Annotated in this window: 19 protein-coding genes; 9 read left to right on the forward strand and 10 right to left on the reverse strand. The window is 39.5% G+C overall.

Going from position 1 to position 25,018, the window contains the following annotated elements:
- Nucleotides 1-100: 100 nt before the first annotated feature.
- On the reverse strand, nucleotides 101-592 hold the full coding sequence (locus I9192_RS17710; RefSeq protein ID WP_227567290.1) for a hypothetical protein: 492 nt from the start codon (nucleotides 590-592) through the stop codon (nucleotides 101-103).
- Nucleotides 593-670: 78 nt separating this feature from the next.
- Here I9192_RS17710 and I9192_RS17715 point away from each other — a divergent pair, with 78 nt between their 5' ends.
- Nucleotides 671-1,162: a copper resistance protein NlpE gene (locus tag I9192_RS17715; RefSeq protein ID WP_005033576.1), complete on the forward strand. Its 492-nt coding sequence runs from the start codon at nucleotides 671-673 to the stop codon at nucleotides 1,160-1,162.
- An 84-nt stretch (nucleotides 1,163-1,246) separates the two neighbouring features.
- Here I9192_RS17715 and rhtC read toward each other — a convergent pair whose 3' ends face one another.
- Together rhtC and I9192_RS17725 are read right to left on the reverse strand one after the other, a co-directional pair.
- Nucleotides 1,247-1,867: a threonine export protein RhtC gene (gene rhtC, locus I9192_RS17720; RefSeq protein WP_005033578.1), complete on the reverse strand. Its 621-nt coding sequence runs from the start codon at nucleotides 1,865-1,867 to the stop codon at nucleotides 1,247-1,249.
- Nucleotides 1,868-2,022: 155 nt separating this feature from the next.
- Complete coding sequence (locus I9192_RS17725) at nucleotides 2,023-5,145, reverse strand: DNA translocase FtsK (protein WP_005033581.1); 3,123 nt, start codon at nucleotides 5,143-5,145, stop codon at nucleotides 2,023-2,025.
- A 311-nt stretch (nucleotides 5,146-5,456) separates the two neighbouring features.
- Between I9192_RS17725 and trxB the strand changes: the two genes are divergently transcribed.
- From trxB to I9192_RS17745, 4 genes are all read left to right on the forward strand, one after another.
- On the forward strand, nucleotides 5,457-6,410 hold the full coding sequence (gene trxB / locus I9192_RS17730) for a thioredoxin-disulfide reductase (protein WP_200149961.1): 954 nt from the start codon (nucleotides 5,457-5,459) through the stop codon (nucleotides 6,408-6,410).
- A 109-nt stretch (nucleotides 6,411-6,519) separates the two neighbouring features.
- Nucleotides 6,520-8,070: a class I SAM-dependent methyltransferase gene (locus tag I9192_RS17735; protein ID WP_005033585.1), complete on the forward strand. Its 1,551-nt coding sequence runs from the start codon at nucleotides 6,520-6,522 to the stop codon at nucleotides 8,068-8,070.
- A 69-nt stretch (nucleotides 8,071-8,139) separates the two neighbouring features.
- Nucleotides 8,140-8,871, forward strand: coding sequence for a leucyl/phenylalanyl-tRNA--protein transferase (gene aat, locus I9192_RS17740; RefSeq protein ID WP_005033587.1), 732 nt, complete (start codon nucleotides 8,140-8,142; stop codon nucleotides 8,869-8,871).
- A 22-nt stretch (nucleotides 8,872-8,893) separates the two neighbouring features.
- Nucleotides 8,894-9,709 (forward strand): arginyltransferase, encoded by an 816-nt coding sequence (locus tag I9192_RS17745; protein WP_005033589.1) that lies wholly within the window; start codon nucleotides 8,894-8,896, stop codon nucleotides 9,707-9,709.
- A 41-nt stretch (nucleotides 9,710-9,750) separates the two neighbouring features.
- Here I9192_RS17745 and rimI read toward each other — a convergent pair whose 3' ends face one another.
- The 7 genes from rimI to I9192_RS17780 form a co-directional block, all read right to left on the reverse strand.
- Nucleotides 9,751-10,209, reverse strand: a complete 459-nt coding sequence (rimI, locus tag I9192_RS17750) for a ribosomal protein S18-alanine N-acetyltransferase (protein ID WP_005033592.1) — start codon at nucleotides 10,207-10,209, stop codon at nucleotides 9,751-9,753.
- A gap of 108 nt (nucleotides 10,210-10,317) precedes the next feature.
- Nucleotides 10,318-11,199, reverse strand: coding sequence for a metal-dependent hydrolase (locus I9192_RS17755; RefSeq protein WP_005033594.1), 882 nt, complete (start codon nucleotides 11,197-11,199; stop codon nucleotides 10,318-10,320).
- A 220-nt stretch (nucleotides 11,200-11,419) separates the two neighbouring features.
- Nucleotides 11,420-12,610, reverse strand: coding sequence for an elongation factor Tu (gene tuf / locus I9192_RS17760; RefSeq protein WP_004718491.1), 1,191 nt, complete (start codon nucleotides 12,608-12,610; stop codon nucleotides 11,420-11,422).
- A gap of 93 nt (nucleotides 12,611-12,703) precedes the next feature.
- Nucleotides 12,704-14,839, reverse strand: coding sequence for an elongation factor G (gene fusA / locus I9192_RS17765; protein WP_005033597.1), 2,136 nt, complete (start codon nucleotides 14,837-14,839; stop codon nucleotides 12,704-12,706).
- 187 nt (nucleotides 14,840-15,026) lie between these two features.
- Nucleotides 15,027-15,497, reverse strand: coding sequence for a 30S ribosomal protein S7 (gene rpsG, locus I9192_RS17770; RefSeq protein ID WP_004655203.1), 471 nt, complete (start codon nucleotides 15,495-15,497; stop codon nucleotides 15,027-15,029).
- Nucleotides 15,498-15,675: 178 nt separating this feature from the next.
- Complete coding sequence (gene rpsL / locus I9192_RS17775) at nucleotides 15,676-16,050, reverse strand: 30S ribosomal protein S12 (protein WP_002050319.1); 375 nt, start codon at nucleotides 16,048-16,050, stop codon at nucleotides 15,676-15,678.
- A gap of 147 nt (nucleotides 16,051-16,197) precedes the next feature.
- Nucleotides 16,198-17,664, reverse strand: a complete 1,467-nt coding sequence (locus tag I9192_RS17780; protein ID WP_005033599.1) for an EcsC family protein — start codon at nucleotides 17,662-17,664, stop codon at nucleotides 16,198-16,200.
- Between the two features lie 348 nt (nucleotides 17,665-18,012).
- Here I9192_RS17780 and I9192_RS17785 point away from each other — a divergent pair, with 348 nt between their 5' ends.
- The 4 genes from I9192_RS17785 to I9192_RS17800 are packed head-to-tail and all read left to right on the forward strand — an operon-like array spanning nucleotide 18,013 to nucleotide 24,984.
- On the forward strand, nucleotides 18,013-19,104 hold the full coding sequence (locus I9192_RS17785) for an ATP-binding protein (protein ID WP_005033601.1): 1,092 nt from the start codon (nucleotides 18,013-18,015) through the stop codon (nucleotides 19,102-19,104).
- Nucleotides 19,104-21,674, forward strand: a complete 2,571-nt coding sequence (locus tag I9192_RS17790; RefSeq protein ID WP_005033603.1) for a DUF5682 family protein — start codon at nucleotides 19,104-19,106, stop codon at nucleotides 21,672-21,674. Before I9192_RS17785 ends, I9192_RS17790 begins: the two co-directional genes overlap by 1 nt.
- On the forward strand, nucleotides 21,671-22,855 hold the full coding sequence (locus I9192_RS17795; RefSeq protein ID WP_005033606.1) for a VWA domain-containing protein: 1,185 nt from the start codon (nucleotides 21,671-21,673) through the stop codon (nucleotides 22,853-22,855). The genes I9192_RS17790 and I9192_RS17795 overlap by 4 nt, the downstream gene beginning before the upstream one ends.
- A complete protein-coding gene (locus I9192_RS17800) occupies nucleotides 22,852-24,984 on the forward strand; it encodes a hypothetical protein (RefSeq protein ID WP_005033608.1) in 2,133 nt (710 codons plus the stop codon). The genes I9192_RS17795 and I9192_RS17800 overlap by 4 nt, the downstream gene beginning before the upstream one ends.
- The last annotated feature ends 34 nt before the right edge of the window (nucleotides 24,985-25,018 follow it).

Raw genomic sequence — 25,018 nt, forward strand, 5'->3', positions numbered from 1 at the left:
AAAACAAACGATTAATATATAAATGTATAAAAATAATTAAAAGCTAAACTTGTCAGTAAATCATCCAAATTAAATCAATTTTGCAAAGAATTTGCATATATCAATTTTTAACTGAATTAAAATACTGAATCCAATGTAATTCACGACAATGATTATCAAAATGAATTTTTTGCGGATGAATATTTTTATTTGATTGGTGAATGACTTGATACTCGGTCCAACTTTCCAAACATGCTTCCACTTCAAAAAGCTGATTGTCCTGTTCTATGGTCTGTTTTATTTGAGTTCCATCAATAAAGGTATAGATTTTAGTGGTCTGAGTAAATGTTATATCATTCAAACGCGTTTGTTCAGACTGTTCAACCACATGTTGTATTTTGAGGTGGTCATTACGTGTTTCTTGATTACTTTGCATATCATAAATACAAGCAACATATTCAGCCAAATGAGTCATAACTTTAAATAACACCACCACAACAGAACCAACATAGTAGCTCAACTTGAGTAAACAGACTACATTGCACTGCATTTCCTTACATAATTCACATTTCTTATCAGTGAGATAGCTTATATTCTTAGGATCTGTTGACATTTCAACCATGCATTGCGTTATTGGTTCAAATGACATAAACAAAACATGATATAAAAACTTATCTATTTAGGTGATACGATGAAAAAAACACTCTTGGTTATTTCACTATTAGGGTTAACTTTAAGTGCTTGTTCTAAACCGACTCATCAAGCATCTGAAGATATTCAAACAACTGCACAAACTCAAGCTGCTGCATCTCATGAAGCAGCAACACCAACTATTGACTCTGAACACAATGCACAAAATAGTTTGGACTGGGCGGGCGAATATACTGGCTTACTACCATGTGCTGATTGCTCAGGAATTAAAACCAAACTGATTCTCAAATCAGATCATACTTACGAACTGATTGAAGAATATGAAGGGGTTAAAGGTGAAGGCAAACCATTTAAAACTCAAGGCAGTTTTAGCTTTGATGAGTCAGGATCGATTATCGGTCTAGATAAAAATGCCGATGGACGTAAATACTTCGTGGGTGAAAATATACTGGAAGCACGTCGTTTTGATACAGGCGAAAAAATTGAAGGTCCAAATGCCGAGCTATATCAGTTAAGCAAAACAGCTGAATAACCAATCAATCGCTGAAGATGTATTCTGTGAACACTGAATAAAAAAACCTGCTGAAGCAGGTTTTTTTATTTATGCAAGACAAGATCAATGATTGCCTATCAAATAAATCCCAAACAATGTAAAGATTCCACCAGACACACCATCAATCCATTTTGCGGCACTTTGATAAGCTGCTTTAAAGCTTGGCAATGAAAAGACAAAAGCCACAAAGCTGAACCAAATTAAAGTCTCAATTGACACAATGACAAATAATAATGAATGTAATCCATCTAAATTTGGATTTGCTAAAAAGATAGAAAAAACACTACCAAAATAAATCACCGCTTTAGGATTAGATAAATTGGTTAAAAAACCTTTGAGAAAAAAGCGGAAGTTGCTTTGCGGCAACTCAAAATGATGTTGAGTTGTCATCACTTTTTTACTCAATGCAGATTTCAACATTTGATAGCCAAGCCAACACAAATAAATTCCACCCACCACCAAAATGACATGTCGAAGCCAAGCCATTTTTTCAAAAATAATATTCAACCCCATCAGTGCGAAGAATGCCCAGAACATCACGCCTGCGGTGATTCCAAGCACGACAAAGATAGATTGCTTTCTTGAACGACTTATTGCTGTTTGAGAAACGAGGAAAAAATCTGGACCTGGGGTGATGAGTGCACAAAAATGAATAAAGATTAAAGTGCTTAATGCAATCAACATTTGCTAAATTCCATTTAAAGATGGCTGTTTTATATTAGTGTGAAAATTCATGTTTTACCACACATGTATTTCAGCTTTTTATGCGAAGTATAATTGAAATTTTTTATATAATAGTGAAGTTGCAATCGGTCGAAACCCATTGCAACTTGATCGAGTTAGACCAGAATATCCCGTTTACCGTTAGGTCCTTGTTCGCTGACAATGCCCTGCTCTTGCATTTGATCGACAATACGTGCAGCACGGTTATAACCTAAGCTAAACTTACGTTGTAACGATGATACTGATACCTTGCGGGTTTCCAATACAAAGGAAACACATTGGTCATACAGTGCATCACGGTTTGGATCACCATCCCCGTCCTCAAAACCACGTGAGGTCGGTTCCTCATCAAATGGGGTAAGAATTTCATCGATATAATTTGGCTCACCACGTTCACGCCACGCATCACAAATGCGGTTTACTTCATCATCGGAAATAAATGCACCATGCACACGTTCGGGATCAATTTTACCCGGCCCGAGGAAGAGCATGTCACCGTGACCGAGCAAATCTTCTGCACCACCACCATCAAGAATTGTGCGTGAATCAATTTTACTGTTTACGCGTAATGCTACACGGGTTGGAATGTTGGCTTTAATTAAGCCTGTAATTACGTCTACAGACGGACGTTGTGTCGCTAGCAGTAAATGAATACCAGCCGCACGTGACTTTTGCGCCAGACGTGTGATCATCTCTTCTGCCTTTTTGCCCACCTGCATGATCATGTCTGCAAATTCATCCGCCACAATCACAATAGATGGGAGAGGTTGCAAACGTGGTGCGCGTTCCTGCGTAGCAGAATCACTGGCTTTCCACGTTGGGTCAATCAAGTCCTCGCCATTGGCAATAGCTTCTTCAACTTTACGGTTATAGTCCGCCAGTTTACGAATCTTCAAGAATGACATCAGTTTATAACGACGTTCCATCTCATTTACACACCAGTTCAAAGCACTTACAGCATCTTTCATGTCTGTAACAACAGGGGTCAATAAATGAGGAATATCATTATAATTTGCCAATTCTAATTGCTTAGGGTCAATTAAAATCAAACGTAATTGGTCTGGCGTATATTTCAATAACATCGATAAAATCATCGAGTTAACTGCAACCGACTTACCCGAACCCGTTGTCCCTGCAACCAGCATATGGGGGGCTTTACCTAAATCAGTAATCACTGGATTACCTGAAATATCTTTACCCATTGCCATTGAAAGCAAACCGTTTGGATCTCTAAAAGCAGGAGTTTCAAGCAACTCAATCAAACGCACCATTTCACGGCTGCTATTGGGCACTTCAATGCCGATATACGGTTTACCTGGAATAACTTCAACAACACGCACCGAAGCCATAGACATTGAACGTGCTAAATCTCGTGAAATATTGGTGACTTTGGAAGCTTTAACGCCTGGTGCAAGATCCAACTCAAAACGTGTTACTACAGGTCCAGGTTGTGCTTCAATGACTTTTGCTTTGACATTGAATTCTTGTAGTTTAATTTCTAGCAATTCAGATAAACGTGAAAGTTGTTCAGCTGTAAAGTTAACCTTTTTATTTGGATCAACTTTATCCAGTAACTCAAAGCCTGGCAAAGTAGGTAAATCACGACGCTTTTGGGCAACCTGCATTGCTCGTGACATTGGTCGACCAAAAGCGTCTGTAAGCGGTGCATCTAAGTCGAAGTCATCTTCAAGTTCTGCAAACTCAGTCTGCAATTCATCTTGAGGTTTACCTGCTGTTTCTTGCCACGCCTCCCTAAACGCATCTTTATCGGAAGAAATCAGAGATTTCTCTTCTTCGCTCACCAAAGTTGATGCTGCTAAATGAGTTTGAATATTGGCACGGGTAAACGGCGAAGATTGGGCATAACTACTGGTGGTTCTTGCCTCAGCCGTTGTTCTAGGCTCAATGGAAGACTGCTCTGAATGCGTTATATCATGTGCTTCAGCAAATGGATCATCAGCAAGTGAAGCAAGTTCATCCAGTTCATGGGCTAAACCTGATGTTGTCACAACAGTCGGTGCAGTCGCTCCAGCAACATTGGCAAAACTCGTGGTGGGCTGAATTGTATCTGTAGATTCAACTTGCGTATGTGCTGTATTGGCATTGAATGGTGTATGAATATCTGTTGCAGTTTGCCCATTCGGAACAACAGATAATAATTCATCAAAAACTTGATCATCATCCCAGTCAAGTGATGATTTTTGTTTTGTCTCCACATGACTTACTGATGTATGTGCATGCGGTAAATGATCAGGATATTTATTTTCAGTTTGATCTTCTGAAGCTCTTAATAATGCATCTATATCACGATTGTGATCTTGATCTTGATTCAGTGCTTTCCATACTTCACCAGATGAAACCGTACGTTGACTGTCTTGTTCTAAACGATGCGCCTTTTCTAAAGTGCGTTCCAAGGTTTCATCATCGATATCATCTCGATCAAAGTGAGTCTCTTGATGAGCTTTATGTTCTTGTTCAATCATGTCATCAAACAAACGCTCAGCCGTTTGATTATGTTTAGTATTTTTAACAATTAAATGTTCTTTAGGCTGTTGCTCTTGATCAGCTTCAGTAAATTCTGCCTGTGCTGTAATCGGCTCAGCTTTATGCGAATGCACTTTATTCTTTTGTGGTGAAGTTAAATCATAGGCTGACTCACTTTCAGGCACATTTTTATAAAATAAATCTTGTAAATATGCAGGTGTGGCTTTCAACATTGCCCATGTTTTATTCCATTGGATTCCAAAAGCCAAAGTAAATAACACAATGAGTAAAATCAGGATAAAAATTACAGCACCATAGATGGTCATCAGTTGAGATAGACTTTCACCTAATTCATAGCCAATAATCCCACCCGAGGCATTTGCCAATGTATCTGCAGGCACATTCCATAACAAATACAATAAACTCGATGTCGCCAGCAAAATGAAAAATTGAGCAGCATAACGAAATGGACGACTCACAAAGCTTCGTGGCCACCATACTTGTATGGCTTCAATAAACATAAATACAGGGATAAGTAGACTTGCCCAACCTAAGAAACCAAACAATAAATCAGCAATCCAAGCACCTGCAACACCACTGGCATTTGAAACCTGTTGTGTATCACTGGAAATATGCATCCAACCTGGATCAAATGGGGTATAAGTCACTGTTGCAAGGAACAGATAGATCCCAAATGAAATCAAGAATATTGTTGTTAAAAAGCGCTGTGCATAAACATTTGACACCGCAGTCATATACGATCCTGTAACCAATTATTCAAATTACTCTTTTCTGAAGCTTTTAAGCTTTTCTTGAGAGAAGAAATTTTTATATTATGCACCTGTTCTTAAAAAAAAGATGCACTATTATTTACTTGTGTTGTAAAGCATTGTTAGAAATTTAAAGTTTTATTTGCATGAAAATGCTCAACAAACTTATTTCGTCTTTCTATATAGCTCAATTCGATTTAGATGATCAATATTATCGACATTGAAGCCACACAACTTTGACCAAGTTTCACGTATAATTCGAGCAATTGCTATATTTTTTATAAAAAGGATGACTTATGAGCGCTCGTCACTCTCGGTTGATTATTCTCGGTTCTGGTCCTGCGGGTTATAGTGCGGCAGTATATGCAGCACGCGCCAACTTAAAGCCAACATTGATTGCCGGTATGCAGTTGGGTGGTCAATTAACCACGACGACTGATGTTGAAAACTGGCCGGGCGATGCTGAAGGTTTAACAGGTCCTGCATTGATGGAACGTATGCAAGCCCATGCTGAACGTTTTGGTACTGAAATACTCTACGATCACATCAATGAAGTTGATTTGAAAGTGCGTCCATTCGTTCTCAAAGGCGACATGGATGAATACACCTGTGATGCTTTAATTATTGCGACTGGTGCAACAGCACAATACTTAGGTTTAGAGTCAGAACAAGCCTATATGGGTCAAGGTGTCAGTGCATGTGCAACTTGTGATGGTTTCTTTTACAAAAACCAAAAAGTCATGGTTGTGGGTGGCGGTAATACTGCGGTCGAAGAAGCATTATATCTTTCCAACATCGCATCACATGTAACGCTTGTACACCGTCGTGACAAATTGCGCTCAGAAAAAATTCTTCAAGATCATCTCAATGAGAAAGTTAAAGAAGGAAAAATTTCGATCATCTGGAACCATCAGGTTGAAGAAGTTCTCGGTGACAGCAACTCAGGCGTAACTTCTGTACGTCTTAAATCAACCCAAGATGACTCATTACAAGACGTTGATGTTTCAGGTCTGTTTGTTGCGATTGGTCATAAACCAAATACTGCGATGTTTGAAGATCAACTTGAATTGCGTAATGGCTATATCCAAGTCCGCAGTGGTACAGCAGGTAATGCAACAACAACATCTGTTGCAGGTGTATTTGCTGCAGGTGATGTGGCTGATGATGTGTATCGTCAAGCAATTACTTCGGCAGGTTCAGGCTGTATGGCTGCACTTGACGCAGACCGTTATTTAGATGGCTTAGAATAATTTCATTATTTTTGTAAAAACAAACCGCCTACATGGCGGTTTGTCTATTTTTGATTTATAAATAAACAAGATCAATGATTTTAAATAAATATCAATTATAGGAAAAAAGATGACAACAACGTGGACCGATGGCTACCAGACTGAAGTAAATTACACCTATGGCTACTACAAAGATCTTAGCCCCAATTATCAGAAATTTTGTTTACTACTCAATGGTGTAGATTGCCCACCTGCAAAAGATGATCATAAACATTGTGAACTCGGTTTTGGACAAGGGGTCAGTCTGAATATCCATGCCACTTCTAGTTTCGGCTTATTTTTTGGTACTGACTTCAACCCTGCACATGCAGCACATGCCAATGTTTTGGCTGAACAAACGCAAGTTCCGCACCATTTTTATGATGCCAGTTTTGAAGAATTATTGAATAAAGATCTACCGATGTTTGACTCCATCAGCCTGCATGGTATTTGGAGTTGGATCAGTCATGAAAACCAACATATTATTTTACAGTTCATCCGAAAATTTTTAAGCCCAAACGGGATTGTCTATATCAGTTATAATTGCTTAACGGGTTGGGCAGCCAATATGCCGATTCGAGAGTTATTTCATAGTCATTTTAAATTTAACAGCACCAGCACCAACCCACTGCAAAAAGTAAATGACTCACTTGAGTTCAGTGAAGCCTTACTCACTCAAAATCCGTTATTTGCACAACGAAATCCCAATGCACTCAATAAAGTTCAAGACCTCAAAAAACAAAATCCCAATTATTTGGTTCATGAATATCTCAATCAAGATTGGCAATGTTTTTCATTTCAACAAGTGGTACGAATCCTAGAAGAAATTAAACTGACCTATGCAGGTTCAACTGATTTAAATACCCATTTAGATAATATTAATTTTAGTGATCAACACCAGCAGTTTTTAAATACCATTGAGCATCCGATCTTTAAAGAACAATGTAGAGATTACTTTGCCAACACTCAATTTAGAAAAGATCTTTTTATTCGTGGTAAAAATACCCTCACCCCACTCGAAATTCAACATCGTCTGAGAAATACAGCTTTTGTGCTATTGATTGCACCTGAAAAGCTACCTACCACTATTGCTGGCTACTTAGGTGAATTTGATTTGCTCCAAGAAGTTTACCAACCTTTAGGCGCACACTTTAAAAATTCTGACTATCAGCCACAAACCCTTGCTCAACTCGAACAAGTCATGCCTGATATTACCTATGCCAAACTGTTAAATGCGCTGGTGATCTTGTGTCACTTAGGTTTAGCTCAGCCATGTCAGCACCAATTATCTGACGAAACAATACAACAAGCACAAAAGTTAAATCACTACTTCCTCGAACAAGCCAGTTATCATACCAATTATCAGGTTTTGGCATGCCCACTAACTGGAATTGGTATCCCAAGTGATCAGTTTACTCAACTTTTCTATCGTGCCCATTTTGTTGATGGTTTAAATTCTGCATCAGAGTTTGCTCAATATGTTTGGGATGTCCTCACACAATTAAGATGGTTGGTCTTGGATAAACAAGGGCAGCCTGTTTCTGACACTGAAACCAGCCTGAAAATTATTGAAGAAAAAGCACAGTTCTTTTTAGACAGCGATAAACTCAAAATTGCTCAACAATTGAAACTTTTTGCATAGCTTCTATTTAGACATCTCTATTCAAGATCAGCTAAGATAAAGCTGATCTTTTTTTATTGATGATATTCCGTGAACTCATTAGCACCTTCACAATTTATTTTCCCCGATCCAATAGAAGCTGATCCAGACGAACAAGGTTTAATTTGTATTGGCGCAGATTTAGATCCATCAACACTCTACGAAGCCTATACCCATGGTTTGTTTCCGTGGTTTTCTGAAGGTGAGCCGATTTGCTGGTGGAGCCCTGAACCAAGATGTATTATTCGTCCTCAAGACTATAAGCCCAGCAAATCACTGCTGCGCAACATGAAAAAGTTTGATTATCAAATCACCATTAATCATGCTTTTGAACAGGTCATTCGTTCGTGTTCACTGCCCCGTCAATATGCCGATGAAACCTGGATTTCTGAAGAAATTATTCAAGGTTACTGTCAGCTTTTTCAGGCGGGTTATGCGTATAGTGTTGAAGTTTGGGACCAAGACAAAATTGTTGGTGGGCTTTATGGGGTCAGTATTGGGCACGGTTGTTTTGGTGAGTCCATGTTCAGCACACAAACGGATGTCTCTAAAATGGCGTTTTATACACTGATGCTCTTAGGTCGCGAAAATGATTTGCCATGGATTGACTGTCAGCTAGTCAATGATCACTTAATCAGCTTAGGTGCTTGCACACTTTCTCGCCATGAATATCTTAAATCGTTACAAGATGTAATAAAACAGCCCCCTATAGATTGGAAAAGTTATCAAGAGCGTGTATTTTCAAGTAAAACAATAGCGAATTTTTCGCGCTTAATGGAATGACAATAAAAGGAGGGGCTGATTTATGAATTCTTATCATCCTAAGTCCCTATTGAACGACTTACAGTACTATATTACTCCACCCCATGATTGCAGCTATCTAGAAAATAAATCTGCACGTATGGTTTTTCTCGATCCTGTACATCGCATTGATGTGGTCACGCTTTCTGAATTATCACGCGTGGGTTTTAGACGCAGTGGTGACTTTGTTTATCGCCCTGAATGCCATCTGTGTCGTCAATGTTTATCTTGCCGCGTCCCCGTTGCTGAATTTCAAATGAACAGTGCGCAAAAAAAAGCATGGAAACGCAATCAAGATCTCACAGTAAAAATTATTTCCACCCAAGAGGCGAGGCAAATACATTATCAGCTTTATGAACGTTATATTATTGAACGGCATGCTGATGGTGATATGTTCCCTCCGAGCTATGATCAATTTGAAAAATTCTTGATCCACAGCTGTACCAATAGTTTCTTTCTTGAACTGTGGAAAGATGATCGTTTAATCAGTGTGTCTACCTGTGATCAATTGGATGATGGTGTCTCTGCGGTCTATACCTTCTTTGATCCAAGTGAAAGCAAACGCTCACTTGGCGTTTTTGCGATACTAAAGCAAATCGAATATGTTAAATCGTTGAGCTTGGATTATGTCTATTTAGGCTATTGGGTTCCACATGCCAACAAAATGAATTACAAATCCCAATATGCCCCATTTGAATTGTTACTAGACGGACAATGGCGTCGTATCAATCGACATTTGGACGCCAAAGAAATTCAAGAGTTAGGCGATATGTTAATGACCACACTCCCTTCTGAGTGGAACGAGCCAATTATTAAATAATCGGCTTGAGCTGTTATTTAAACTATTTTTGTTAAATCATTTTATTTAAATAACTTCGAAAAATCATCACTACATGTTTTGACCATAATGATGGCATGCTCACGGCTACCATCTTTATTGGGATAGTAGTTTTTGCGCAAATCAATCTGATGAAAGCCAGATTTTTCGTACAATGCGATTGCTGCTTGATTTGACTCACGAACTTCAAGAAAGATTTGTACAGGATTATTTTTTAACAAGGTTATCGATTCCTCTAACAGTTGATAACCTAACCCTCTCCCCTGCTGACTTGGATGAATAGCCATGAGTAATAGATTTGCCTCATCTAGCACAGGTTGCAAAATACAAAAACCAACAACTTGATGGTTCTGTTCAATTACCGTGCTCACATAGCTTGTGATGGACTCCTCGAATTGACTTATTTTCCAAGGATGGCTTTGTACTTGATTTTCAATTTCAGCCACAACATGTAAATCTGAAGCTTGCATTAAACGAATCATCTTCGTTCATTAACTCAATATAAAAAATGAATTATATGTAATTTATACAATTAGTCGAATAAAAAAGAGCAACAAATGTTGCTCTTAGATAATGCTCTCAATGAAACATTAAAGCCCTAATTTTGCTTTCCATGTTTCAAGCAAACTAACTGTATCTAAATCATTTGGATGAAATCCAGGTTTAAAGTAAGCCAACATCTCTTTGGTCATGCCTGTAATAATGCCTTTTGAGGGGCTATAAGCATATTTATAAATGATGCCGAGCTCTTTTAGATTAAGCTTTCCATCCTCTTTTAATAGACGTACAACAAATGAAGATTGCGCCATAAAGATCAGTACCATTGAAACCACCAAGGCTGTTGTACGTAATCCATAAGCTTTAATGCCTTTACCAAAGACCGCTTCATACACATCAAAAGCCACCGCTTTATGCTCATTTTCCTCTACCGCATGCCAATACCACATATATGACATGGTTGGATCGGTCATGAGCTTTTGAATATGTTCATTTATCAATAGTTGAGAGGCTATCGTGGCAGTAAAGTGTTCTAATGCTGTTGTCGCAGTCAAATCAACCATTTCTTGAGTCATGCCAAATGGTTTAACAACTCTTGCAAACCATTTTCGTGCACCTTGAATAAGCGCACCTGTTTCACGTTCATACTTCTCAACATCGTGTCCAAATCGTTTTGCGGATGCATTAAAGTTTTCATGCTCTTTGGTGTGCATGGCTTCTTGACCAATAAAAGCACTGATTTCTTTTTGCAATGCTTGATTGTCTTTAATTGCTGGGTGATAACGCACTGCGCGTACAGAATCAATAAATAACTTTTCACCATCTGGGAACAAAGCAGATAATGCCGTCATGAAATGTGTAATACCTGCAGAGTCATTTGCCCAGTATTCAGGTACATCGTCAAAATTAAAATCCATACGACGTACAGGGAAGGTTGCACCAGCACGGTTTGAAATATTCACTTTTGCATTCATTGCAGTTACTCCTATTAAGCGAGATATCACTTAAATTCTTTATGTTTGTTTTTCTCTTTCTTTATCTTACTTTTTTATAATTTTTGGATAATTGCAGATTAGGTCACACAAATATCAGTTAAGGACAGCTTTAGACTGTAATTGTCTGACAATTTATAGGTTTTGTTTTAGCCATAAAAAAAGCGCCCCATAGGAGCGCTTTTTTATACACAATCAGCGATTATGCAGTTACTTTAGCAACTACACCAGCACCAACTGTACGACCACCTTCACGGATCGCAAAACGTAGACCTGGGTCCATTGCGATTGGGTGGATCAATTCTACTGACATTTCAACGTTGTCGCCTGGCATTACCATTTCAACACCGTCTTGTAATTGGATTGCACCAGTTACGTCAGTTGTACGGAAGTAGAATTGTGGACGGTAACCGTTAAGGAACGGAGTATGACGACCACCTTCTTCTTTAGAAAGTACATATACTTCTGCGTCGAATTTAGTGTGCGGCTTGATTGTACCTGGTTTAGCAAGTACTTGACCACGTTGTACGTCTTCACGCTTAGTACCACGTAAAAGTACACCACAGTTCTCGCCAGCACGACCTTCGTCTAGAAGTTTACGGAACATTTCTACGCCAGTTACAGTTGTTTTAACTGTATCTTTAATACCAACGATTTCAACTTCTTCGCCTACTTTAACGATACCAGATTCTACACGACCTGTTACCACTGTACCACGACCAGAGATTGAGAATACGTCTTCGATTGGCATCAAGAATGCTTTGTCGATTGCACGCTCTGGTTCTGGGATATAAGAGTCAAGCGCTTCAACAAGTGCAAGAACTGCAGATTCGCCATACTGACCAGCATCACCATTAAGTGCAGCAAGTGCTGAACCACGGATGATTGGAGTGTCATCACCTGGGAAGTCATAAGTAGAAAGAAGTTCACGAACTTCCATTTCTACTAATTCAAGTAATTCTTCATCATCAACAAGGTCACACTTGTTAAGGAATACAAGAATATAAGGTACACCTACTTGGCGAGAAAGAAGGATGTGTTCACGAGTTTGTGGCATTGGACCATCAGTCGCAGCACATACAAGGATCGCACCGTCCATCTGAGCAGCACCAGTGATCATGTTTTTAACATAATCGGCGTGTCCTGGGCAGTCTACGTGAGCGTAGTGACGGATTGGAGAATCGTATTCTACGTGTGAAGTATTAATTGTAATACCACGTGCTTTTTCTTCTGGTGCAGAGTCGATTGCTGCGTAGTCTTTAGCTTCACCGCCGTAAGTTTTTGCACAGATAGTTGCAATTGCAGCAGTTAAAGTTGTTTTACCATGGTCAACGTGACCAATTGTACCCACGTTTACGTGTGGCTTATTACGTTCAAACTTAGCCTTAGCCATGAGAGCTTCCTTTTTTAACTACTCATGCAGGGTCACTGCATGAGCACTTGGTTTTTAACTATGAATTAGTTTGGGCTTATAGTAATCGAAAGATTACTCGTCGTCACCTTTTTTACCGCCAGACTGGAATTTAGAAATGATGCCTTCAGCCACGTTACGTGGAGTTTCAGCATATTTAGCAAATTCCATAGAGTATGTCGCACGACCTTGAGACATAGAACGCATTTGAGTCGCGTAACCAAACATCTCAGCAAGTGGAACTTCAGCACGAATTGCTTTAGTACCGCCAGGTAAGTCATCCATACCTTGAACCATACCACGACGACGGTTTAAGTCACCCATGATATCGCCCATGTAGTCTTCTGGAGTTTCTACTTCAACTTTCATGATCGGTTCAAGCAAAATCGGATCTGCTTTCATGAAACCATCACGGAATGCGTAAGAACCTGCCATTTTGAACGATAATTCGTCAGAGTCGACATCGTGGTAAGAACCGTCAAATAATGTCGCTTTGATACCCACAACAGGGTAACCAGCCAAGACACCATTCTTCATACGTTCTTGAATACCTTTGTCAACTGCACCGAAGAATTCTTTAGGTACAACACCACCAACAACTTCTTCAGCAAATTCGTATTCTTTACCAGCTTCAGGATCAAGCGGTTCTAAACGTACGTATACGTGACCGAACTTACCTTTACCACCAGTTTGACGAACGAATTTACCTTCTTGTTCAACAGACTTTTTGATTGTCTCACGGTAAGCAACCATTGGTTTACCAATGTTCGCTTCAACACCGAATTCACGTTTCATACGGTCAACGATGATGTCAAGGTGAAGCTCACCCATACCCGCAATAATTGTTTGACCAGATTCTTCGTCAGTGCGAACACGGAACGATGGATCTTCTTTCGCCAAACGACCTAAAGCAATCGACATTTTTTCTTGGTCAGCTTTAGTTTTTGGCTCAACTGCAAGTGCAATTACTGGCTCAGGGAATTCCATACGCTCAAGTGTGATGACATTTTTCTCATCACAAAGTGTATCACCTGTAGTTACGTCTTTAAGACCTACACACGCAGCGATATCACCCGCACGGATTTCTTCAACGTCTTGACGATCGTTTGCGTGCATTTGCACGATACGACCAATACGTTCACGTTTAGATTTCACTGGGTTATAAACAGAATCACCTTGTTTAAGAACACCAGAGTAAACACGTACGAATGTCAAGTTACCTACGAACTTGTCGTTCATGATTTTGAACGCCAACGCAGAGAATGGAGCTTCGTCAGATGCTTCACGAACAGCTTTAGTTTCAGCTTTATCGTCAAGTACACCTTCAATCGCTTTCACTTCTGTAGGTGATGGCAAGAATTCAATTACAGCATCCAACATACGTTGAACACCTTTGTTTTTGAACGCTGTACCACAAAGCATTGGTTGAATTTGACAAGCTAATGTTTGAACACGTAAACCAGAAACGATGTCTTCTTTATCAAGATCACCATTTTCAAGGTATTTGTCCATTAACTCTTCAGAAGCTTCAGCAGCAGCTTCAACCATGTTTGTACGCCATTCTTCAGCAGTCGCTTGAAGATCAGCTGGAATATCGCCGTATTCGAACTTCATACCTTGAGAAGCTTCGTCCCAAATGATCGCTTTCATTTCGATCAGGTCGATAACACCTTGGAAGTTTTCTTCAGCACCAACTGGAATCACAACTGGTACAGGATGTGCACCAAGACGTGTTTTCATTTGTTCAACAACACGGAAGAAGTTTGCACCTGTACGGTCCATCTTGTTCACGAATGCTAAACGAGGTACTTGGTACTTGTTCGCTTGACGCCATACAGTTTCAGACTGAGGTTGTACACCACCTACAGCACAGTAAACCATACAAGCACCGTCAAGAACACGCATAGAACGTTCAACTTCGATTGTGAAGTCTACGTGTCCCGGTGTATCAATTACGTTGATACGGTGTTCAGGGAACTGTTTACTCATACCTGACCAGAATGTAGTCGTAGCAGCTGAAGTGATTGTAATACCACGTTCTTGCTCTTGTTCCATCCAGTCCATTGTTGCTGCACCATCATGTACTTCACCGATTTTGTGAGATACACCTGTGTAGAACAAAATACGTTCTGTAGTCGTGGTTTTACCAGCATCAATGTGCGCAGAAATACCAATGTTACGATAACGAGAAATTGGGGTTTGACGAGCCATGATTTCTTGCATTCCTAAATTTTGTTGTTTAAAACAGGACGCATCAATGAAGCATTGATGCGTACGGATACTCAATACGTAATGGGCAACTTAAATACCCGCAAATCCCCCACTTTGGTAGAGGGCGATGTTAAATCGAGCTGCAATACGCATGAGTATTCTCCTGATAAGGGACTGTTTTAGCCGCTTAGAAGCGGTAGTGAGAGAAGGCTTTGTTAGCTTCAGCCATACGGTGCACATCTTCACGTTTTTTGATCGCTGCGCCTTTACCTTCAGCTGCATCAAGCAACTCACCAGCAAGACGTAACGCCATAGTTTTTTCAGAACGCTTAGCAGCAGCATCTACTAACCAACGCATAGCCAAGGCAGTACGACGGGATGGGCGTACTTCCATAGGTACTTGATAAGTAGCACCACCAACACGGCGTGCTTTTACTTCGACCATAGGACGAACTTTTTCAAGAGTAGTCTCAAAAAATTCAACTGGGTCAACTTTGTTTTTTTCTTGAACGCGGTCTAAAGCACCGTAAACGATACTTTCAGCAATAGACTTTTTACCATCTTGCATTACGTGGTTCATGAATTTAGCGATTGTTTGGCTACTGAACTTAGGATCCGGAAGGATTTCACGAGCAGCAACTACGCGACGTCTTGGCATTTTAATCTACCTATAAATATGACACTTCAGGTTTATCCAGCATCAGCACAAAGTGTCATGTGCTATTCGCTGGCCTTACTACACGTCGCTTGAATTTCACAAAATTAATGCAGAAATCAGACAAGCGAGACGATAAAGGATTGTGGTTCTATCGGCTTAAGAAGCGAATCTCGAAAGATTATTTCTTAGGACGTTTAGTACCGTATTTTGAACGAGACTGGTTACGATCTTTAACACCAGCACAGTCCAAAGAACCACGAACGGTATGGTAACGTACACCTGGTAAGTCTTTAACACGACCACCACGGATAAGAACAACACTGTGCTCTTGTAGGTTATGACCTTCACCACCGATATAGCTAGAAACTTCAAAACCTGAAGTTAAGCGAACACGGCAAACTTTACGCATTGCTGAGTTAGGTTTTTTAGGTGTAGTTGTATAAACACGTGTACAAACACCACGACGTTGTGGACAAGCCTTCAACGCAGGAACTTTTGATTTTTCAACCAAAGTTGTACGACCCTTACGGATCAACTGATTTGTTGTTGCCATATGGCAATTCTCCCGTTAATAAAAAGCCTCAAAAAATTACCACTTTTTGAGGGCATGCAATTGTAAGCCAAGATGTAAAAATGGTCAATATTCAACGTACTGTCAAATATTGACCATTTCGAACTTTGCAGATAAAACCAAGCAAACTTATTCCGGCTTATTTTCTGATTTTTTATCAGTAGCTTCTGCGTTTTTTCCAGTGCCTTTTACTGCATTTTCAGCATTAACTTTCGGTTTGGCTGGTGTACGTTTTTTTGTTACAGTTTTTGCGGCTGTCGTTGCCTTTACCGCAGAAGTTGAAGTAGCTGTAGCTGGCTTTTTCTGTACATTGCGGCGAGGTTTTGCCGGGATCGATTTTTCATCCAACTGTTCAGACGTGTTTTTTCCAATATGCGTATCAGCTAATTTCTGAATACCCTGCTCAACTTTTTCTACAGGATTTGAAACAACATCTTTCTCATTGGGTTTTTCTTTCACTTCAACTTGAGTAATGGTTTTGTTCTCAATTTGTGTGTCTGTTTTCTCTGGATTACTCTTTTGCGATGAATCCACTAAAAGTAATGGATTGGCATCAGACAGCAACTGAGTAAACTGCTCATAAGCCTCTAAAGTATCGATTGTTTGATCAGGGTGCTGAAGCAAATATTGACGTGCTCCTGAAAAAACGATTTGAGCTTGCGCTGTGGCATCATCCACCAATTTCCAACTATATACAGCGCTGATTCCCATCGTGGCTAAAGGTGTTAAACGCGTCAACAGATTAAACTGTGGAAGATTATTCATCCATGATAATTTAAATGAACCATCTTCATTGGCAATCCATTTTTTTAACAGCTCAGCATCATTTGCTGAACCTAATAATTGCTGGAGTTGATTGACATTATGGGTTTGCAAAACACCCGCAAATGTTCGAATTGCCGCAATTAATGCCTGCTTTTCAGCGACAGTCCCAAGGTCAATCTGTTTAAAAATATATTCTACAACGGTATGGTCTTTAGCCTGTAACTCAAAACCATATGCTCGCCCAGTATGGTAAACACTGCGTAGCGCCAGAGCCAAGGAAGTTGGTACATCAATAATCGCACCAACGCCTCCAACCGCACCTGTCAATGTCCCCTGAATTGCGGCAATAATCTTATTTTGATTCGCTAATGCAGTACTGATCCGTCGTGAACGTTCAGTATCTTGACTAAGTTCTGCTAGATTTTTTGCACCAACCTCTTTTAATACGGACTCAGCAGAGGTCAACTCAGAGACAAAATCATTGAGTTTATCGAAAAGGAAATCTGACAGTTTTTCATTTAAGTCTGGGGAAATAAATGAAGCAACATGATTGATTTTTTTTGAATGTTTTCCCAACAGTTTGCCAGTTACATTGGGTAAATGCTCACGCATCATTTGCTGAGGATTTTCATATTTTTTTCGCTCAAAAGCATTTTTTTCTTGGGCTGTACCTTGAACAACTGAGTCTGCTTGAGGGCTTTGTGTAAGCTTACTGACTGTTCCTGGCGCGACATGCTGAAGCACATTTAAACCCGTTTCACTGAGTTTTTTTGCTACACCAAAAGCATTTGAAATAAGTCCGCTTGAATGTTTTTTATTGGAATTTACCATCTGCATCCTCTGTAACTATGTTTATATTACTAATACTAAGACATATACCCTGAGTCTGCTGACAAATCATCTACGATGGAATCAGCAACACCCCCTGTACATTAATGTACCGAATCATTCACCAATACAATTACTATTTCATAAAATTTCAGTACAGATCAGTATACGATACAATTATAAACAATCTGAACGCTACTCGATGGCGATAAATCAATATATTTTCTTATAAACAATAAGATTAACAAATAGATGTCACAATTTGTCGCGAACAACAATTGAACGGGTGGTGATCTTGGCTTTTGCCAGTTATGATAGTTTTATTCCTTCAAATATATTTACTCAATGATTATGAAACAGAATTTACAGAGTCAAATTAAATACAGTTCAGAACAAAAATATCAAGCAGAACTTGAGCGTTTAAAAGAACAGGATCAACACAGAAAACCAGCAGGTTGGCAACTTTCAGCGTATGCGGTTCGTTCATTTATTTTAGGTGATCACAAACTTGATATTCAAAAAAAGTTTTATGGCGATGATGCACTTGTTGACCGTGCCTTAGTCACATTGATGGGAAATCAAGGGCTGATGCTGGTAGGTGAACCGGGGACGGCTAAATCCATGCTTTCAGAACTGTTCAGTGCAGCCATCTCTGGAAACTCTCATCTCACTATACAAGGAACTGCGGGTACAACCGAAGACCACATTAAATACTCATGGAACTATGCCCTGCTATTGTCAGAAGGTCCTACTGAAAAATCACTGATTCCATCCCCCTTATTTCACGCCATGAAAAATGGTCAAATTGCACGGTTTGAAGAAATCACCCGTTGCCCACCAGAAATTCAAGATGTTTTGGTGTCATTACTTTCAGAAAAACAAATGATGATTCCAGAAATGGGACAAGATTTTAACTTAGCTGCAACTCAGGGTTTTAATATCATTGCCACAGCCAACTTACGTGATCGTGGTGTACATGAGATGTCAGCTGCATTAAAACGCCGCTTTAATTTTGAAACCGTCAAAGCGATTCGTGACCGAAAGTTTGAAATTGAGCTGGTTGGATTGCAGCTGAAACAGCAGCTTGCAGAACTTTATCAAGAAATTCAAATACGCCCACAAATCATTGAGCTATTAGTCACTATTTTCAATGAATTAAGAACAGGGCAAAGTCTACAAGGTGCAAGCTTAAAAACACCTGATGCGGTCATGTCTACAGCCGAAGCTGTAAATATCGCCCATGCCGCAGGACTTCAAGCCATCTATCTGAGTGACGGTATTTTAAAAGCAGAGCATATTGCACAACAGTTGGTTGGGGTTGTCTTTAAAGATAATCCAGATGATGCCAAACGCTTGCGTTATTATCTGGACACAGTAGTAAAAGAACGGGCACGTAAAGATGCCGATTGGAAAAGTTTTTATGAAGCCAGTCGAGAGTTTTAATGATGCAACTACTGGACCCAATCACAGTCATTGATGAAATGCCCGCTCGATTAAAACAAGCATTTCACCTTAAACAACAATTGGCACAGCAAAATGTATTCTTTGCACCTATTCGCCATCATAGTCCAGCCTGTGCTTTTGCTTTAAAACAATACATCAATGAAATCAAACCCACACATATATTGATTGAAGCGCCAACCAGTTTTGAGTTCTTGATTCAAAGCTTACAAGACCAAGCCACCGAGCCTCCGATTGCGATCTTCGCGCAAGCACAATCTCATCACAACGGTTCCCCGTCTCGCGCACAACAGGATGAACAACATCAAGCCAATCAATCTCAACCTGAGTTTTTTTCTGCCTATTTCCCCTTTTGTGAATATTCACCAGAATGGGTGGCGATTCAAGCGGCAAAACAGCAGCATGCAGAAGTTAAGTTTATTGACTTGGATTGGACTCAGCAAAGCATTTTAAAAAGTCAGCAAAAGGATGCTGACTGGCAACAAAAAAGTTTGATGTCTGAACGATATTTTGCACATAGCCAATATATTCAAAAACTTGCTGAAAGCATGCATTGTCGAAATCATGACGAACTATGGGATCATTTATTTGAACTACAAAACGCCAGTCAACTACAACAGGCGCAACGTTTTTTTGATGATGTGTTTGTGTGGTGCTCATTGGCGCGTTTGGATTATGAACGAGAGGTACTTTTACGAGAAGCCTCTTTACACCGTGAAGACGTGATGTGGAATTGTATCCAAAAGGTGATGAATCCCGAACACAAAGTTTTAGTGGTGACAGGCGGGTTCCATAGTATTGCCTTAATTGAAAATTTGAGTGATACCGCTCAGGCTGAACGCTTTATTGTTCAAGACTCAACTCAAAAGTGGCAAGAACAAGCATGGCTGATTCGTTATAGTTTTGATCGTCTTGATGCTCTGAATGGTTATGCTTCTGGAATGCCATCACCAGCCTACTATCAATACCACTGGCAAAACTTAAATACTCAGAACACCCCAACACCAGCAGATCAACAACAAGTTTTTTTTCAGTATTTAAATGAATTGTGCCATTTTTTAAATCAACAAAATGCGCTTGATATCACCCCATATATTGCACTTAAAAATACTGCGGAAATCGCATGGCAATTGGCGGTACTGCGCGGACACAATCAACCTAGCCGTTATGATCTACTCGATGCATTACAATCTGCACTGATCAAAGGTGAAATGGATGATGGGCAACAACACTTATTTACCCATATCTTTCAATTTTTAAGTGGACAACGACTTGGTAAAGTTGCACAGAATCAACATAGTCCAGCCTTACTTCAAAATACCTATCAACAAATTAAGACTTACCGTTTTAATCTCAATGACACTATTTTACGTCATCGAAAACTCGATATTTATCGTAAACCATTGCATCAAGAAATCAGTCAATACTTACATTTATTGGAATTTATCGGCTGTCATTTTGCACAACGTATTTCAGGACCTGATTTTGTGCAAGGGGCAAGCTTGGACCTTCTATTCGAGGAATGGCGTTATGCATGGACCCCTAGTGTTGAGGCACGCTTAATTGAACTAGCTGAAATGGGCAATCAGCTTGAACAGATTGCTTTGATTAAAATGTGCAAGTTGCAGCAAGAAAATGAAAAACAGGGTATGGGGCAATCTGCATTTGAAACTGCTAAGTTATTGGCTCTCGCCTGCCGTTTGAGATTGAAACAGCATTTAAAACTGTTGAATCAGCAACTCGATGGATATCTTGAAAGCGATCAAAACTTGGCTTCAGTAATTGGCGCAGCACAACAACTCTACTATTTATGGCATGGTAGCAAACTACTCAAGCTTCCAGAACAAATGCTATTAAAAAGTTTAAGCTTTGCAGTCTATCAAGCCTGTTTTTTACTTGATCAACTTTATGATACCCATGAAGAAAAAGTTGAACAAAATCTGAAAAACCTAAAAAGTTTACATGAACTGATTTTAAACATCCAACAACAGAAGATGCCGCTTGAACATCATGTATTTAAAACGCAAGACTTCGATTTATTGAGTTTGATGTATGAACAGATTGATCTAACAAAACTGGATGAGTTCCATCTCAATGCATTGAAAGGTGCACTGCATACTTTACAGTTTTTAGATCATCAAATCGAGCAACAGCAGCTTCAACAATACTTACAACTGGCGTTTGCCGCAGGCAGTTCTCCTGAAGATTCGGTGCAGTATTTACATGGCATGTTTTTTATTGCACCAGAAATCTTTGTACAATCAAAAGTAGCAATTGATGCATTACATCAATTGGTCAGCCATTGGACTGAAGATACCTTTATTCAGATTTTGCCTGATTTACGTTATATCTTTAGTCAACTCACGCCTAAACAAAGTACACAAGTGTCTAAACTTATCGCCCAAATCACAGGGCTTGGAAATGACACCATTCTGGATCAGGTATTGAGTCATATCAGTGAGCAAGATGTATTACAAGGCGTTCAACTGAATCAGCAACTTTATAAAATATTTGCATATGACCATTTAGAACACTGGGGAGCAAACTCATGAGCCAATTGCCTCCTGAACAAAATCAACATGACAACTCAGACAGCCATGTTTCGCTTGATGCAATGGATCAAGCACGTCGCTGGCGTCTGATGTTGGGTCGTTACGCGGATCAAAATTTATCTGCTGCTACGCTCTCTGGCGAGCAATTGAAGCTTGAACGCAATCTCGATTATCTCTATCAAAATGAATATAAACATCGTGGAATCCAACAAGGTAAAAATCGTCATGGTGGTTTAGAAGCATCCCAATTAAATGCAATTAATTGGCTGAATCAAAGTCGCAAACTTTTCCCAAAATCGACTTTTGAACGCATGCAAAAACAAGCGATTGAACGATATGAATTAACCGAGTTATTTAAAAATCCTGAACATGTTCGACAACTTGAACCCAATCCAGCTGTAGCCAAAGCCTTACTGAGTATGCGTGGTCGTTTAAACAATGAGATGAAAGCGGCTATTCGAGAGCTGATTCAAAAGGTGGTTGAGGAATTACTACAAAAAATTCGTACACAATTTTTACAAGCCTTTCAGGGGCGTCGTAATCGTTTTAAACGTTCGCAGCTAAAACAGGCACAGAATTTTGACTGGAAACGTACCATTCAGTCCAATCTGAAAAACTACCAGCCTGACTTACAAAAACTGATTATTCAAACGCCTTATTTTAATGCCCGTGTCCAAAAGCATTTGCCTTGGGAAATTGTCCTCTGCGTGGATCAAAGTGGTTCAATGATGGACTCGATCATGTATGCTGCGATTTGTGCCAGTATTTTAGCTGCACTGCCTGCAGTAAACATCAGTCTGGTACTGTTTGATACTCAAATTGTTGATCTCAGTCATTTGGCGCATGACCCTGTTGAAGTTCTACTCACCATGCAACTTGGAGGAGGAACAAATATTGGGCAGGCTTTACAATATTGTCAAAAGAAAATCAAACAGCCTCATCGCAGTATTTTAGTTTTGATCAGCGATTTTGAAGAAGGAGCATCTGTTCAACAGATGCTCAATACCACCAGTCAACTCAACCAACAAGGTTGTAAATTACTTGGACTTGCAGCACTCGATCAAGCTGCCAATCCCGTTTATGACAGTAATATGGCACAAAAACTCCAAGAACGTGGCATGCAAATCGCCGCAATGACACCTGAACATTTAGCGACTTGGTTTGCAGAGGTAATGCAATGAGTTGGCAGATATATACCCTATACGATGAAGATAGCCTCATTATGCACAGTAATGCAGGCTTATTAAGACGTGCACGAAAAGCGCTCAATGACGTTGAATTACTTCAACACAGTGATGAACAACTACTTTTTAAAGTTGAAGAATGTGAGGTTCTATTACCGATAAAAGGAATCACTCAGGCGCAATGTAATTGCCCTGCTCAAGGTTGTTGCAAACATATTTTAACCAGTATTTTATGGGTTCAAGAAAACGTCGCTCAATTTTCAACAAATCAGCTTGTATTGGAAAATACGACTGAAAGTACAACTCTGCAACAAAGCTCCAATACATCCGTTACCTCTGAGCACGCCACAGCATCTGCAAAAGAACAACTCTTGGACTTTGATCCAAGCAAAATTCAAAAGCAGGCAGGTAAAGCCAATATTCGTTTAGCTTATGAATTTATTCAAAATTGGTTAGCACAACCCGAACAATGTCAGATTGACATTCAAACCAATAAAATTTCTTTTCAAACAGATTTAAGCCCTGATCCTGTTCTACTCTACCCTGCAACTGGATTTGAAGGCATCTTGTCAGAAATCAATCACAAACAAAAAATTGCGGGGCATTTAGCATGCGTCGCTTATTTCTTTTTGCAATATGCACCAGAAAAATGGCAATGGTCGATTGAGTTAAACGAACAACAAAACAATCCAAACCAACAACTTGCTTTGGATGATCGTGAGTTCATCGAAGAACTTAAAACAATTTGTCAGAACTTTATTCAACACGGTTTATCTCATCTTGCCAAAGAAAGCGTTATGTCACTGCATATTTTAAATATGCAGGCACGCGCCCAAAACCTTCCTCGCCTAGGCAGTTTATTACGTACACTACATGGCACTATGCGGCAATTTTTAGAGGACGATATACAGGTTGATGAACAACAGATTTATAATCAATTGGCACATCTATATGCTTATTTGACTGCACTTTCAGAAATTGAGTCTTTAAACCCAGAGTTTCAAACAGAAGCTTTAGCCAAGCTTCGCGGTGTGATACAACGTGATTATCAAAATGAAACGATTGCTCATTTGATTCCACTGGGTTGTGAATGGTGGAGTACCGACAGCGGTGCGCATGGTTTAACGGTGTGTTTTTGGGATGTTTCTGAACAACAAATCAAAGAAGTCACTCAAGCTAGAGCCAATCATTTAGACCGCACTTTTGATATGCATAGTGCAGCTAACACAGGAATTTGGGGAAGCTCTTTAAACTTTTTACTTCAACACCAACTTGAACTGACCCATGCAAAATCAAGTTCAGATACTCAGCTCAGTGCAAGCACAGATACCCGTTTTTTACAGAAAGGTTCATTCAATGAGTTGAACATTTCTGACTTAGACCAGATGAATATCGGCGTATCTGAATGGCAAACTTTACAAAAGATGTTTGTCCCACATTCAAGTCTAGAACAACTCAAATCACGTTATGTTCTGTTGCGCCATCGCAGTATCAATGCACCTGAACTTAACGAGCTTGAACAATATTTTGAATATCGCGTGACAGACCAACAAGACATTGCGTTGAAATTAGTGATTCCAATCGAAGCAGAATATCTTGTTCGAATTAAGCATCTTACCCATCTTATCCAAAATGAAAAAATCCTTGCAACCTTGGTGCGTGTTAAAACAACACAACAACAGTTGCAATTCATTCCATGTAGTGTGATTTGGCAATCCTCCAAAGGATTAAAAATTTTTAGTCTTGACTATGACCATCCAATACAAAAGAAAAGTAGTTTGGCTGAACTCATCACAGGACGAATTGAAAAGCTTCTGGAACAGAAAAAACAATGGCAAAAGCAACAACATCTGTCTGCTTTAGAGGTGTTGGTTTTAGAAACACAAACATTGCTTGAGTTTTATGCCAATACAGGTCGTTCTCAATTTGATCGTGATGATCAAGATAAACTCAATGAGCTTGCCCAACAATTTGCAGACTTAGGTTTAAGTTTTATTCGCAACACATTACAAATGGGTTCTACTCAAGACGCTCTTGCAACGCAACTTTTAAAATGGCGACATGTTTTATTACAACTACAACGTTTAAATCAAAGAATCGTTTTAGAAGGACAAGTTACGTCGTGATAAATTAGTCCTGGTATTTAAATTGATGATATTT

It is taken from the genome of Acinetobacter bereziniae (assembly GCF_016576965.1).
Lineage (GTDB): Bacteria > Pseudomonadota > Gammaproteobacteria > Pseudomonadales > Moraxellaceae > Acinetobacter > Acinetobacter bereziniae.